We start from the raw sequence: 13,809 nt of genomic DNA, 5'->3' as shown, positions 1-13,809 counted from the left end.
CATGCTCCAGTTCATGGCGACATAAGTCATTTACAAATACAAACTATTTATAACAAGCTAAGTTGATTGGTTCATGAGGGTAGAATATGGAATCTAACCGATCGTAAAATGATTTAAAAAAGAAATTATATAAACAAAAAACGCACTGCTTCTGGCGAAACAGTGCGTTTATTTGATGAGATTATGCTGGTAAATCGAACCAGATCATTTCACTATCTTCAAGTGCTTTGATTGAAGTTTTTTCATCAAACAACAAAGCATCACCTGCTTTAACAATTTGATTTTCAATCATAATTTGACCTTTGATCACATGCACATAATTGTGCTTTTGAGTCTTGGTCATTTCTAGCTCTTTACCAGTTTCCAATACGGCAGCTTTCACTTCCGCATTTTGACGAATATGCATCGGCGCATTTTCGTTTGGCCCAGCAATCAAATGCCATTCATTCGGTTGATCACGTGGATTCAGTTTAATTTGTTGATACGTTGGTTCAGCATCACGTACATTGGGTTGAATCCAGATTTGAAACAGATGCACAGGCTCGTCGGTATTATTGAACTCACTGTGTGCAACACCTGTCCCAGCACTCATCAACTGCCATTCACCTGCGGTAATATGTTCTTCATTACCCATTGTATCTCGGTGGCTTAAACGGCCATCGGTCACATAGGTTAAGATTTCCATATTGTCATGTGGATGTGTACCAAACCCATTATGTGCGGCAATGGTATCATCGTTAATCACACGGAGAGGACCAAAACCCATATACTTAGGGTCGTACCAACTACCAAATGAAAAGCTATGATAGGTGTTTAACCAACCTGCTTTGACATGACCACGGTTTTCACTACGATGTAGATATACATTCATTCTGCACCTCCCAAATTCTTATGTTTTACTGCATGAACACATAGTAGCAATCCCTCAGCAAAGTAAAAACACCAGTATTGGAACAAATTGTTCTATTTATGAAATGATTTTATATTATTTTTATAATTACTAAAAATAATAGAACAATAAAAAGCATCAAAATAATTGATAAACATAAAATTGGAATATAAAAAAGCCCACATTTACATGCAGGCTTTAAACGGGCTAATTGATTTTATTCAAGGAATTTGACTGTGACACCGCTGCTAACTTTATTACCTAAATCATTGGCATCCCAGTTTGTTAAACGAATACAACCATGCGATGCAGTTTTAGAAATAGCAGATGGGTTCGGTGTACCATGAATACCAAATGATTTTTTGCTTAAACCAATCCAGATATTACCTACAGGTGCATTTGGACCAGGCGGTAATGAAAGTGGTTTTAAGTTATTACCTTGTACAAAATTACTTGGTGAATAGCTATACCAAGGATTACGCGCAACACCCACTACTTTATAGGTTCCTTTTGGAGATGGAGTATCACTACTGCCAATCGTCGCAGGGAAAGACGCGATCATCTGGTTACGACTATTAAATAGATACAATTGACGCGCACCTTTATGCGCAATAATCAAATGAATATCTTCTGGAAGGTCATTACGCACATTGGCAACAATGATCTTTTCACCTGCTTTTTTAAAGGTGGCTTTTGGATTCAACTTTTTCAAAAAGTCTTCGTCCATATGGAACTTTTCACCTAACATTTCTGTAACACGGGTGTAATACAAGCCTTTCATTTTGGCTTGTAAGGCATAGTCGTGTGGAATAGATGCGGCATAAGGACCTTTGAGGTCATCTTCGGTCAATGTGTATTCAACATAAGCAGATTTATTCTGCTTTGCCACTAATGCATCCCATGTTTCTTTGGTCAATTCACCAGTCGGCTTTAAACCATTCATTTGCTGGAAAGATGAAAGGGCTTTCAATGTGTTCATACCACTGGTGCCATCAATTGCGCCAGGAGATGCATGTGCATTATTGAGCATGACTTGCGCGCGTGCATACACTGGAAATTGACCACGCCCGATATTTTCATACCAATCTGCAGCATTTAAACCATCAAGAGTCCATGATGCTTTGCCACCTTGTGTTTTGGCTGTAGCTGTAGTCTGGGCAGTTTTTTGCGCAGGAGTTGGTGCAATACCAGTATCTGCGTTTTTGGTTTCACTATTTTCCAGATTTTGCAAAGTAGCAGATGCCTGATTCAGGTCATGTTCTTCCTGAGTGCTAATTTGTGCCTGATCTGAGCTAGCAGAGCTAGATGCAGCAGCAACATTTGCAGCAGGACTAGACGCTGCATTTGAAACAGGTGAAGATACAGGACTAGATGCAGAAGATGAACTTTGAGAAAGAGGCTTATGTTCTATGGCAAGTGGATCAATCGGATCTTGAACAGATTGAGTGTGAATCACTTTGGGATTTAACGGTTGCTCGGCCGTAGGTGCAGCAAACGCTGTGCCAGTCATAATACAGGTTAGACTCAAAGCGAGCAAAGAGCGAACAAACATGTAATTCAACCTTAAGAATTATTCATATAGTTAGGACAGAAAACTTGGCAAGTATTACAGAAAATACATCACGATGCAGTAGTTCTTTTGTGTAGTTATCCATTTTTATCTTGCTCAATCTGAATTTTATCCTACTTAGAAGTTATTAAATAGCAAACCTTTTTGTTATGATGCATGCAATAAAAATTGAGATAGAGAAAGTAAATGACGACCTTAAAAAATGATCGTTTTCTACGTGCTTTATTGCGTGAACCTGTGGATACCACACCTGTATGGATGATGCGACAAGCGGGTCGTTATTTACCAGAATATCGTGAAACACGGGGTAAAGCAGGTGACTTTTTATCTTTATGTAAAAACACAGACTTTGCTTGTGAAGTGACGTTACAACCTTTACGCCGATATGATTTAGATGCTGCCATTTTATTTTCAGATATTTTAACCGTGCCAGATGCATTGGGTTTAGGACTTTATTTTGAAGCAGGCGAAGGGCCAAAGTTTAAAAAGACCATTCGTACAGAACAAGATGTTTTAAATTTACCTAACTTCAATGCCAAGTCTGATCTGGACTATGTCATGAATGCGGTATCGACCATTCGTTCTGCGTTGGGTGGTCAAGTTCCCTTGATTGGTTTTTCTGGAAGTCCATGGACACTTGCAACGTATATGATTGAAGGTGGTTCGAGTAAAGATTTTCGTCATACCAAACATATGCTGTATGCGCAGCCAGAAGTTTTACATGCCTTGTTAGATCGACTTGCTGTCGCTGTCATTGATTATTTAAATGCACAGATTGACGCAGGTGCCCAAGCGATTCAAATTTTTGATAGTTGGGGTGGGGCTTTGGCGCATCGTGAATATATTGAATTTTCACTGAACTATATGCAAAAAATCATTGCAGGTTTGCAACGTGAAAAAGAGGGGCGCCGTATTCCTGTAATTTTATTTACCAAAGGTGGTGGTCAATGGTTGGAGCCAATGATCGCAACAGGTGCAGATGCTTTTGGTCTGGACTGGACAACACCATTAAATGTTGCACGTCAAACTATTGCTGGACGTGCAGCAGTGCAGGGGAATCTGGATCCTGCGGTGTTGTATGGCTCTAGAGCATCCATTGAAAAGTCTGTCAAAGCCATGCTGGATGATGCTTATGCCAATGGTGAAACAACAGGTTATATCGCTAACTTAGGACATGGTATCACACAATGGGTTGATCCAACCCAACCGAAAATTTTTGTTGATACCGTACATGAATATAGCGCCAAATACTTAAAATAGGTTTTCTGTGCACGTCCTGAGTCTCGTTTTTAATTTTTGTTTTAAGGCAGCTTCGGCTGCCTTGTTTGGTATTTTATTACTGCTCGCATTTGTGCTTACTGCACCGATGGGGAGTCATGATTATCTTGGCTTTTATCGCTATGATTATCTGCTTTTTTATGCCTTGGTTATTCAGGCATGTTTACTTTATCTAAAGCTTGAATCTTGGGCTGAAGCCAAAGTCATCGCTTTGTTTCATATCATGGCAATGGTGATGGAAATTTTTCTCACGCATCCTTCGATTGCTTCATGGCAATATCCACAACCTGCCATATTTAAACTTTGGACAGTTCCACTTTTTGCTGGCTTTATGTATTCAGCAGTGGGAAGTTTTTTTGCTCGTTCCTTACGTTTATATCAAATGTCATTTGAGGCTTTGCCACGTTTTGGCAATATGTTGGCATTGGCATTGTGTTCATATGTTAACTTTATGAGCAAATTTTTTATTCCAGATCTGCGCTATAGCTTGTTTGTCTGGAGTGTCATTATTTTCTGGAAAACCAGATTAAATTTTTATTTATCTGGAAAAACATATCAATTGCCAATGCTTCCCGTACTTTTAGTTTTGGCATTTATCATCTGGATTGCAGAAAATATTAGTACTTTTTATAAAATTTGGCTCTATCCAAGTCAGGTCAATGCTTGGCATATGGTGGGATGGGGCAAACTTGGTTCATGGTATTTATTATTATTGCTGAGTTTGGTTTTGGTGCTGAAAATACTGGGAAGTCGAAGTCATAATGGTCATTGGAAGTTGAATAACTTTCAATAAAATTCAACATTATCTTGAGTCTTTTTAAAAGAATTTTTATCATACTTTCAATGAAAATTATAGGGCACTTGAGTGCCCCTATTTTATGGATTGATTTGTGTTTGCTGGGCAAACTTTCGGGTGTAGATATTAATCAGACAACCTAAAAGTGCGCAAAATGCAGCGACAATAAAGACGAATGGATAGCCCAGATAAAGTGCGACTAAGCCAAATATAGGCGCATAAATCGCATAGGCAATATCCTGACAGGCAGAAAATACCCCCATTGCGGTACCGCGAATTTGAGCGGGTGCGCCTTTAATCAGTTCTACGCCTAATGCAGGATAAATTAAAGAACACCCTGCACCTGTAACTACTGCGCCTAGCAATGCAACTTCTACGCGTGGCGATACAAATAATAAAAATAGGCCAATGGCTTCAATCATCAATGAATATTTAACCAGTTTAAATCCTGAAACTTTATCTGTTAAATGCCCACAGAAAATACGCACCGCCACAAAAGCCAGACCAAAAAAGGTCAGTGCATAACCTGCATATGCCCATTGCTGTTGTTTAAAATACAGTGCGACAAATGTTCCAATACAAGCAAAGCCTACGCCTTGTAATGCCAAAACCAGACCAAAACGCCACACGTATTGAATGACTTGTTTGAGTGGCGGATAAGTACCTGTGTGTGGTTGTGTTGCACGAATAAATAGATCAATCACTAAAGAAATGAGGGGTAAAGCTACAATAAGCAGTGCAACGGCATAAAACCCATAACTTTCGTACAGCCATAATCCTAAAGGTGCACCTGCTGCGAGTGCTCCAAACATGGACATTCCAGTGAAAGAAAGTAGTTTGCCTGCTTTTTTTTGTCCTACTAATCCAAGTCCCCAAGTTAAATGTCCACTGACCAATAAACTTTCAGCATAACCATGAACTAAACGCCCCACTAACAGCAATATAAATTTAAAAACGATGGGTAACGGAAGAAAAAAAACGATGATATAAATCACCCCCGCCACAAGTAGAGAAACCATTCCTTGTAAAGTTGCACGTTTTGCACTGATCTGATCGGCAATGCGACCTGCATAGGGGCGTGTTAAAACTGTGGCTACAAATTGAGTGCCCACTGCAATACCGACCCAAAAATTATTTAGATTAAGTTGGTCATGAACATAAAGTGGAATCACCGCAAGAGGTGCTGAAATCGTTAAATATGAGAAAAAAAGCGCAATGACTAAAGGATAAAGTGTTTTCTTTTCATTCTCCAAAGTGGAGACTGTCATTGTAATGGGATGATCAATTTGTGTCATTAGATACTCCGTAGAAGGGATACCGTATAGACACATGCACCCACTTCCACTATTTAAAAATATTGGAACAGATGCGTTGGTTAACGTGAACGCTTACGATTTTAGTCAAACGATAAATTGCTTAACTAATGCTTTGGCAGAATATCCCATGTTTTGTGGCAATGATCAAGCTGATTTTATAACACATCAGAATTATTCTATATCACCAATAAACATAACGGTATGACCTAGCAAATACCCAGCGGTTACAAGTAATGCAATCCAGACAAAAGCGCCAATAATGTTATACATTGAAAAAACAGTATAATTCATCACGCTAGAACCCGCAGCGAAGGGCGCAAAAGAACGCACAAAAGGAATAAATCGAGCGACCAAAATGGTAATAGCGCCGTGACGTTTAAAGTAAGCATGGGTTTTTAGTAAATGTTCATGTTTAATAAAACGTGACTTGATTTCAAAAACACGTACACCCATGCGACGGCCAATATGATAATTCACCATATAGCCGAGTGTCGCGGCGATAGAAAGCAAAATGATGACAAAACCCAGATTCATCATCGGTACGGTTGCGCAAAGTGCTCCAACAGCAAGAAGTAGACTATCTCCGGGTAAAAAAAACATGAAAATAAAAGCAGTTTCGCAAAAAATAATTAGAAACAGAATGGCATAAATCCATAACCCATATTCTTGAATCAAAATAGGCAGGTAATGTTCAAAACCAAGTAAAAAATTGAAAAACTCCACTAACGATCTACCTTTATCATTACTTCGTTAATGTAGGGTCTTAAAGCTTATCTCTTGATCCTTATACAAGTTTCTATAAGAGATTCAAAGACCCAATAAATGACCAGAATATATGATAAATTCTGGCTTCTTCTTTATAAAATATTGAAACAAATTAATAACTTTCTGGTACAGCGCTTAAAAACTCACGTCGAACTTCTTTATCAGTTTTAAAATCACCTAAGAAAGAAACAGTACGTGTGGTAGATTCCTGTTTGCCAACACCACGCATCATCATACACATATGTGCTGAATCAATCATGACAGCAACACCGCGTGCTTGTGTCACTTCAAGAACCGCTTCTGCAATTTGCTGAGTCAGATTTTCCTGAATTTGCAAACGACGAGCAAACATTTCTGTAATTCGGGCGAATTTAGATAAACCTAATACTTTGCCTTCAGGCAAATAGGCAATATGGACACGACCATAGAAAGGTAGAAGATGATGTTCACATAGCGAATAAAATTCAATATTTTTCACCAGCACCATTTCATGGTTATCTGATGGAAAAACGGCGCTATTGGTCACTTCTTCCAGTGTTTTACCATAGCCAGAGGTCAAAAAAGAAAATGCCTTGGCAGCTCGAATAGGCGTATCTTTAAGCCCAGGACGATTTAAATCCTCACCAACTGCGGTCAGAATATTTGCGTAGGATTGCTGCATTGACATAAGACGTATTGGCTTACTCTATTAAACAAGCTCGGCATTGTATCAGAAAATGCAGAAATGGGTCATGCAACTTTGCAGGATATTTATTCCAATGACGGTTCATTTGAATAAGCTGAATAAAATTCATTACTGGTACGGTTAGTATTTCAGCTAATACGAAATTTTTATGCATTTTTAGCCTAAAAGTCTGTTAAAACTAAGTATGGAATTATCTGATTTCAATTGATTATTCAGTTATATGTAAAGCCTTATACACACTATTAAAATAGACTGAAATCGAGCAGTAACAAGGGAGATGGCATTTAATTTGCTGCCTAAATGTATCGTCAGGATGTTTTAAATTAATGGGATCGAAAATGTCAGCACGTCCAATCACGTTCTATTTTAGAGGACAACGCCAGCAAGTTGAAGCAGTCTCTCCAACGACTACGGTTTTGCAATATTTACGTGAATATATTTCTGCTGAAAAAATTCGTCAAACAGGGACTAAAGAAGGCTGTGCCGAAGGTGACTGTGGTGCATGTACGGTTGTGATTGGTGAACTGATTAAAGGTCAATTACAACTTCGCAGTGTCAATGCCTGTATTCAATTTTTACCAACACTTGATGGCAAGGCACTGTATACAGTAGAAGATTTACAGCAATTATTGCCAGTACAAACGGGACAATTACATCCTGTACAGCAGGCAATGGTTGAACAGCATGGTTCACAGTGCGGCTTTTGTACCCCAGGTTTTATAATGTCGCTATGGTCGATGTATGAAAATGAAACACAAGCACCAAGTAAAGACAAAATTAGCGACTATGTTTCAGGTAATTTGTGTCGCTGTACGGGTTATCGACCAATTTTAGATGCAGTGCAAAGGGCTTATGCATACCCACGTGTGCAATTGGAACGTCAAAAAGTTATTGACGTATTGAACGAAATTCATGCCTTAGCTTCCTTAAGATTGAATTATCAGGGGCAGCAGTTTTTTGCTCCTAAAACCTTGCAGGAATTTGCTGCATTGCGTCAGCAATATCCACAAGCGCGAATTATTGCAGGCAGTACCGATGTTGGGTTGTGGATCACTAAGCTTGGTCGACAATTGGGCGATATGTTGTATATCGGTCAGGTTGAAGAATTAAAGCACATCAAAATAGAGAATAATATTTTGCAGATTGGTGCAAATGTGAACTTAAGCGACGCACTTGCTAAGATATCTGAAATTTATCCAGATTTTACTGAATTACAACGCCGTTTTGCTTCAATGCCGATCAAAAATGCAGGGACTTTAGGCGGTAATATTGCCAATGGTTCTCCTATTGGCGATTCAATGCCAGCTTTAATCACACTCGATACCAAGTTGCGTCTGCGAAATGGTGATCAAACACGTGAATTAACTTTGGCTGATTATTATTTGGATTATCAAAAGACTGCTTTGCAAGTGGGTGAATTTGTCGAAACGATTTTAGTGCCAGTTCGTGAGCCATCTGAAACTTTTAAATTTGCGAGTTATAAAATTTCTAAGCGTTTTGAGCAGGATATTTCAGCCGTTTGTGCGGCTTTGAGTTGTGAATTGGATGAGCGTAAAATCGTTCAATCGATCAAAATTGCATTTGGCGGTATGGCAGCCATTCCAAAACGGGCGTTCAATACCGAAAAAGTTTTATTGGGTCAGGTCATGACACCTGAGTTGATAAAGCAAGCACAAATCGCATTGGCACAGGATTATCAGCCTTTGAGTGATGGGCGAGCCAGCAGTGCGTATCGTCTGCAAGTGGCTCAAAATTGCCTACAGCGGTTTTATTTGGAAAAAATTGAGGCTCAAACACTCACTCGTGTCGAAAACCTAATTGCATTGGTGGAGGTGTAATATGAATCAGTCTATCAAGTTGAATGGTTTAAAAGCATCAGCCAAAGCTGGTCAATCGATTCCACATGAAAGCGCACATTTACACGTGACTGGACAGGCGACTTATATTGATGATTTGCCTGAACTTGAGAATACCTTGCATCTGGTGGTCGGTTTTTCTCAATGCGCTAAAGGTAAAATGAGTAAATTTGATCTGGATACTGTGCGTCAGGCTGAAGGGGTTTTTGCGGTTTATACGGCAGATGATGTCAGCATTGAAAATAACTGGGGGCCGATTGTTAAAGATGACCCGATTTTTGCCAAAGATCAGGTTGAGTTTTATGGTCAGGCATTGTTTGTCGTTGCGGCTAAAAGTTATCAGCAGGCACGCCGTGCGGTACGTTTGGCGCAGATCGAATATATACCCGAAACCCCAATTCTCAGCATTGAGGAAGCCATTAAACAACAGTCATGGGTATTGCCTCCCGTTGATTTTAGTCACGGTGAAGTTGAACAGGCATTTGAAACTGCACCGCATCAACTTTCTGGTTCAATTGAACTGGGTGGACAAGAGCATTTTTATTTAGAAGGGCAGATTTCGTATGCTGTTCCACAAGAAGATCAAACTTTAAAAGTTTATTGTTCGACCCAGCATCCGACTGAAATGCAATTACTAATTTGTCATGCGTTGGGTTTTAATATGCATCAAGTGAGTGTTGAAGCGCGTCGTATGGGTGGAGGCTTTGGCGGCAAAGAGTCGCAGTCGGCACAATGGGCGTGTATTGCCTCTCTTGCGGCACAGAAATCTGGTCGTCCATGCAAACTTCGTTTAGACCGCGATGACGATATGAGTTCGACAGGTAAACGCCATGGTTTTGCCTATGAATGGTCGGTGGCTTTTGATGATTCGGGTGTCTTACAGGGTTTAAAAGTTCAGTTGGCATCGAATTGTGGTTTTTCTGCCGATTTATCTGGCCCAGTCAATGAACGTGCGATTTGTCATATCGGCAATGCATATTATTTGAATGCTGTGCAATTGCGTAATTTACGATGTAAAACCAATACGGTATCCAATACAGCCTATCGTGGCTTTGGTGGACCTCAAGGCATGTTTGTCATTGAAAATATTATTGATGATATTGCTCGTCATCTAAAGTGCGATCCTGTATTGGTGCGGCAGCGTAACTTTTTTGCAGAAAAGCCGGGTCAAGGTCGTGATCATATGCATTATGGTGCAGAAGTGCGCGATAATGTTGCACCCAAAATGGTCGAAGAACTTTTACACAGCAGCGACTACTTTAAGCGTAAACAAGCGATTGAAGAATTTAATCGGCTTAATCCGATTGTCAAACGTGGCATTGCTCTAACCCCCTTGATGTTTGGTATTTCGTTTAATGCTGTTCATTTTAATCAGGCGGGTGCGCTGGTTTATATCTATATGGATGGTACAGTTGCCATTACTCATGGTGGCACCGAAATGGGGCAAGGCTTATATACCAAAGTACGTCAGGTTGCGGCACATGAATTAGGACTGCCAATAGACAGCGTTCGTTTAATTGCAACGGATACGTCACGTGTACCGAATACCTCTGCGACCGCTGCATCAAGTGGTGCAGATTTAAATGGTAAAGCTGTACAAAATGCCTGTATTAAAATTCGTGAACGTTTAGCCAAACTTGCTGCCGAGATTAGTCAAAGCGATGTAGAAAATATTCACTTTGAAAATAATATGGTGACCACAAGTAACGGGCAATCATGGACATTTTCTGACTTGGTGAATCGCGCATATATGGCGCGGGTGCAGCTTTGGGATAGCGGTTTTTATAAAACCCCAGAAATTCATTATGATCAGGTTAATCACTTAGGTCGTCCTTTTTTCTACTATGCCTACGGTGCAGCAGTCAGTGAAGTCGCGATCGATACTTTAACGGGTGAAATGAAAGTATTGCGTGCTGATATTTTGCATGATGTTGGACGTTCGATTAATCCTGCGATTGATATTGGACAGATCGAAGGTGGTTTCATACAAGGTATGGGGTGGTTAACCACGGAGGAATTATACTGGCAACCACAGGGGCCGCATGCAGGACGTTTATTTACTCATGCGCCTTCGACCTACAAAATCCCGACCAGCGTCGATATTCCGCATGTATTTAATGTCAAACTATTTGATAACCAGAATACTGCTGATACGATTTATCGCTCTAAAGCTGTGGGTGAGCCGCCGTTTATGTTAGCACTTTCAGTATTTTCAGCGATTCGCCAAGCAGTACAAGCTGCCATTCCTGATGATGCGCCACTTGAACTCAATGCGCCTGCAACGGCTGAAGAAATTCTACGCGCTATTTCGATTGGGCAAGGTCATGCCTTAGCTGAGCGACCACAGCCTCACTTGCGCTAGCGATTCAGTAAGATGCAACATTTACAATGGTGGCGAGATTTCGTCAGTTGGCAGCAGCAGGGAAGCACTGTGGTATTGGTGACAGTCGTTCGTGCTGATGGTTCGACACCGCGAGAAGTGGGTGCAACCATGCTGCTGCGTCTCGATGCGCAACAACAGTTCCAACAGTCCGATACCATTGGTGGTGGACATCTGGAGTTTCAGGCGATTGATCTTGCTAAAAACATGTTATTGGATAGCGATCAACGGCAGCAGTTTGTTGAAAGATTTAATTTAAGTGCGCGTTTGGGGCAGTGCTGTGGCGGGGTGATGTGGCTATTATTTGAAAAAATTATAGCCACAGGTAATAATCAAAATTTTATCACTTGTCAAAAGGCATGGCAGAATGGGCAGCGCATCGTTCGCCAAATCTCTAGTCAAGAGCTTCCCAATAAGTCGCTATCCACTTGGTCTATCGTAGAAGAGCTCTCGCAGTCACTCAACTGTGATTTTCAACACACCGATACGGCTTGGCAATGGAAACAAACCGTTCAACCTTATGCCATGAAAGTGATGATTTTTGGTGCGGGTCATGTCGGCGAGTCTATTGTCCGTTGCCTATTGCCTATTGGTGTACAGATCACTTGGGTGGATAATCGGGACGATATTTTTCCGCGCGATTTAATCGATCAAATCAATTGTATTAGTACTGATGCGCCAGAAGCGGAAATTGCCCACTTTGATCGTTCTGGCGCAGTTTTAATTTTAACGCATGATCATCAGTTAGATTTGCAATTGTGTTTTGAGGCATTAAAACCTTCAAATCAGCCCTTTGCCTATGTCGGAATGATTGGCTCAAAAAGTAAAAGGGCGATATTTGAAAAAAGAATGCAGACAAGAGGCTATAGCCAAACAGAGCTACAGCGTTTAATTTGTCCAATTGGAATTGAGGGAATTGGTTCCAAGCAGCCCGCGATTATTGCAGTTTCAGTTGTGGCACAGTTACTACAGCTCTTTAATATAAAACGCTGATCTGGGCCTTTATCTGAATAAGAATGCGGAAAAGGCATTAACTATTGTGTTAGGCAACAGGAATGTTGCCTCATTGGACAATGTTATACGGCTGTGGCACTTTTAAAGTGATGGCTTTTCTCATGCTTTAACTATTTTTTTGCTCAAATTTCGGATTTTTCTCTGCACGTTTGAGTAAAACCAGAACAGCACCAGTACCTCCCTGATTTTCAGGCGCACTAACAAAAGCTAATACATCCCTATGTTGACGTAGCCAACCATTTACATAAGTTTTTAAAATCGCTTCTGGGCCTTTGCCATGTACGATTTTAATCACATTCTGATTTTCTGCTTTCGCAATCTGAATGATCTGTAAAACGGCGGAACGTGCTTGTTCAACGTTACAGCCATGTAAATCTACGGCTTCAAACCAGCGTAACTTTCCTGCTTTTAAATCTTCAAAGACTTTATGCTGTAAGGTGGCAATCCGATAGCTCAAGCTGGCTTGACTGGCGACAGGATTGAGTACAGCTTGAGTATCTGACAGTTCCGCATTTTCAGTTTCAGCGATACCTTCAGCTGCTGCACGTTTTGCCAATGTTTGTGCATCGACTTTCTTGGTACGGCTAGTTTTAATATCTGCAATATTGCCGTGTTCAATCGGTTTTACACCTTGTAGGGCTTTACTAAATAGCTGACTGTCATCATCAGGTTCAGTTTCAGGCCCATTGTAAATGGGTTGCTTGGTTGCAGTGTGCTTCTCGCTCACTTTTTCCTGACCATTCGAGATTTGTTTTTTAAACTGTTTTAATAAATCCTGTTGGGCTTTGGAAAGGGAGGTATCGTGTTTGCTCATGATTGAAATCGTAAATCACAATAAAAATGGTTGGGATCATTATAGTCGATCTTAAACTCAGTCCGTAAAGTCATTTATTTAGCGATTGAAGCAGAGCCAGAAAAATAGAATAAGCCAATTCGGAATTGGCATGCTGCTATGAGTCTGTTTATGATCGAATTTGAAGGTCGTTTAGAAGCATTCATTTAAATGGCATAAACAGAATTTTTTACAGCGTCGGATGTAGTATTTAATTTAAATAACATTTTAGAGAATTCCAGTCAGAACTGTATCTGTATTTGTATAGTTTAGCTGCAATTTTTCTCTTTAACGTAATTTGATTCTTGTCCATGATGCCATGTTTTTTGATATCGGCTATTAGTTCATCCTTGTCAAAACTATTCCAAATAATGGGAATAGTCTGTTCTATATTATCAGTGCATGCTTGTATTAGCCCCCATTAAAAC

The 13,809-nt window shown here is 40.2% G+C and carries 11 protein-coding genes, 1 pseudogene and 1 CRISPR repeat array (1 of these 13 only partly in view); of the genes and pseudogenes, 6 read left to right on the top strand and 6 right to left on the bottom strand.

Going from position 1 to position 13,809, the window contains the following annotated elements:
- Window positions 1-37: direct repeats of the CRISPR family, unit length 28 nt (it extends 471 nt beyond the left edge of the window).
- A 144-nt stretch (window positions 38-181) separates the two neighbouring features.
- Entirely contained in the window at window positions 182-871 is a 690-nt protein-coding gene (locus tag A7A69_RS05645) for a pirin family protein (RefSeq protein ID WP_152876547.1), read from the bottom strand.
- A gap of 235 nt (window positions 872-1,106) precedes the next feature.
- Window positions 1,107-2,441 carry a L,D-transpeptidase family protein gene (locus A7A69_RS05640; protein WP_152876546.1) on the bottom strand — a complete coding sequence of 445 codons (1,335 nt, stop codon included), beginning with the start codon at window positions 2,439-2,441 and terminating at the stop codon, window positions 1,107-1,109.
- 204 nt (window positions 2,442-2,645) lie between these two features.
- Between A7A69_RS05640 and hemE the strand changes: the two genes are divergently transcribed.
- Both hemE and A7A69_RS05630 read left to right on the top strand, forming a co-directional pair.
- Window positions 2,646-3,719 (top strand): uroporphyrinogen decarboxylase, encoded by a 1,074-nt coding sequence (gene hemE / locus A7A69_RS05635; protein ID WP_120369427.1) that lies wholly within the window; start codon window positions 2,646-2,648, stop codon window positions 3,717-3,719.
- Between the two features lie 7 nt (window positions 3,720-3,726).
- Window positions 3,727-4,530 carry a DUF817 family protein gene (locus tag A7A69_RS05630; RefSeq protein ID WP_187349178.1) on the top strand — a complete coding sequence of 268 codons (804 nt, stop codon included), beginning with the start codon at window positions 3,727-3,729 and terminating at the stop codon, window positions 4,528-4,530.
- A gap of 83 nt (window positions 4,531-4,613) precedes the next feature.
- On the opposite strand, the gene A7A69_RS05625 is transcribed toward A7A69_RS05630, so the two are convergent.
- The 3 genes from A7A69_RS05625 to folE all read right to left on the bottom strand — a co-directional run bounded on the left by A7A69_RS05625 (window position 4,614) and on the right by folE (window position 7,275).
- Window positions 4,614-5,828 carry an MFS transporter gene (locus A7A69_RS05625; RefSeq protein ID WP_152876545.1) on the bottom strand — a complete coding sequence of 405 codons (1,215 nt, stop codon included), beginning with the start codon at window positions 5,826-5,828 and terminating at the stop codon, window positions 4,614-4,616.
- 192 nt (window positions 5,829-6,020) lie between these two features.
- Window positions 6,021-6,572 carry a VTT domain-containing protein gene (locus A7A69_RS05620; protein ID WP_187349177.1) on the bottom strand — a complete coding sequence of 184 codons (552 nt, stop codon included), beginning with the start codon at window positions 6,570-6,572 and terminating at the stop codon, window positions 6,021-6,023.
- 154 nt (window positions 6,573-6,726) lie between these two features.
- Entirely contained in the window at window positions 6,727-7,275 is a 549-nt protein-coding gene (gene folE / locus A7A69_RS05615; protein WP_171063284.1) for a GTP cyclohydrolase I FolE, read from the bottom strand.
- Window positions 7,276-7,637: 362 nt separating this feature from the next.
- Between folE and xdhA the strand changes: the two genes are divergently transcribed.
- From xdhA to xdhC, 3 genes are read left to right on the top strand one after another with little or no spacing between them, the layout of a single operon-like run.
- Complete coding sequence (xdhA, locus tag A7A69_RS05610) at window positions 7,638-9,137, top strand: xanthine dehydrogenase small subunit (RefSeq protein WP_152876544.1); 1,500 nt, start codon at window positions 7,638-7,640, stop codon at window positions 9,135-9,137.
- A gap of 1 nt (window position 9,138) precedes the next feature.
- Window positions 9,139-11,517, top strand: coding sequence for a xanthine dehydrogenase molybdopterin binding subunit (gene xdhB / locus A7A69_RS05605; RefSeq protein WP_152876543.1), 2,379 nt, complete (start codon window positions 9,139-9,141; stop codon window positions 11,515-11,517).
- 12 nt (window positions 11,518-11,529) lie between these two features.
- Complete coding sequence (xdhC, locus tag A7A69_RS05600; RefSeq protein WP_152876542.1) at window positions 11,530-12,528, top strand: xanthine dehydrogenase accessory protein XdhC; 999 nt, start codon at window positions 11,530-11,532, stop codon at window positions 12,526-12,528.
- A 127-nt stretch (window positions 12,529-12,655) separates the two neighbouring features.
- On the opposite strand, the gene A7A69_RS05595 is transcribed toward xdhC, so the two are convergent.
- Window positions 12,656-13,363, bottom strand: coding sequence for a Smr/MutS family protein (locus A7A69_RS05595; protein WP_120369434.1), 708 nt, complete (start codon window positions 13,361-13,363; stop codon window positions 12,656-12,658).
- A 54-nt stretch (window positions 13,364-13,417) separates the two neighbouring features.
- Between A7A69_RS05595 and A7A69_RS16995 the strand changes: the two are divergent.
- Window positions 13,418-13,552: pseudogene (locus A7A69_RS16995) on the top strand (IS256 family transposase); the annotation flags it as partial.
- Window positions 13,553-13,809: the final 257 nt, after the last annotated feature.

This window comes from Acinetobacter guerrae, from assembly GCF_009372255.1.
Taxonomy (GTDB): domain Bacteria; phylum Pseudomonadota; class Gammaproteobacteria; order Pseudomonadales; family Moraxellaceae; genus Acinetobacter; species Acinetobacter guerrae.
This window is presented reverse-complemented; position numbering and strand designations above follow the sequence as displayed.

What these genes read in the sequence shown, in the direction of transcription:
- A7A69_RS05625 (WP_152876545.1), bottom strand. Translation starts at nt 5,828, where the DNA reads ATGACACAAATTGATCATCCCATTACAATGACAGTCTCCACTTTGGAG.
- xdhC (WP_152876542.1), top strand. Translation starts at nt 11,530, where the DNA reads ATGCAACATTTACAATGGTGGCGAGATTTCGTCAGTTGGCAGCAGCAG.
- xdhA (WP_152876544.1), top strand. Translation starts at nt 7,638, where the DNA reads ATGTCAGCACGTCCAATCACGTTCTATTTTAGAGGACAACGCCAGCAA.
- A7A69_RS05595 (WP_120369434.1), bottom strand. Translation starts at nt 13,363, where the DNA reads ATGAGCAAACACGATACCTCCCTTTCCAAAGCCCAACAGGATTTATTA.
- A7A69_RS05640 (WP_152876546.1), bottom strand. Translation starts at nt 2,441, where the DNA reads ATGTTTGTTCGCTCTTTGCTCGCTTTGAGTCTAACCTGTATTATGACT.
- folE (WP_171063284.1), bottom strand. Translation starts at nt 7,275, where the DNA reads ATGCAGCAATCCTACGCAAATATTCTGACCGCAGTTGGTGAGGATTTA.
- hemE (WP_120369427.1), top strand. Translation starts at nt 2,646, where the DNA reads ATGACGACCTTAAAAAATGATCGTTTTCTACGTGCTTTATTGCGTGAA.
- xdhB (WP_152876543.1), top strand. Translation starts at nt 9,139, where the DNA reads ATGAATCAGTCTATCAAGTTGAATGGTTTAAAAGCATCAGCCAAAGCT.
- A7A69_RS05645 (WP_152876547.1), bottom strand. Translation starts at nt 871, where the DNA reads ATGAATGTATATCTACATCGTAGTGAAAACCGTGGTCATGTCAAAGCA.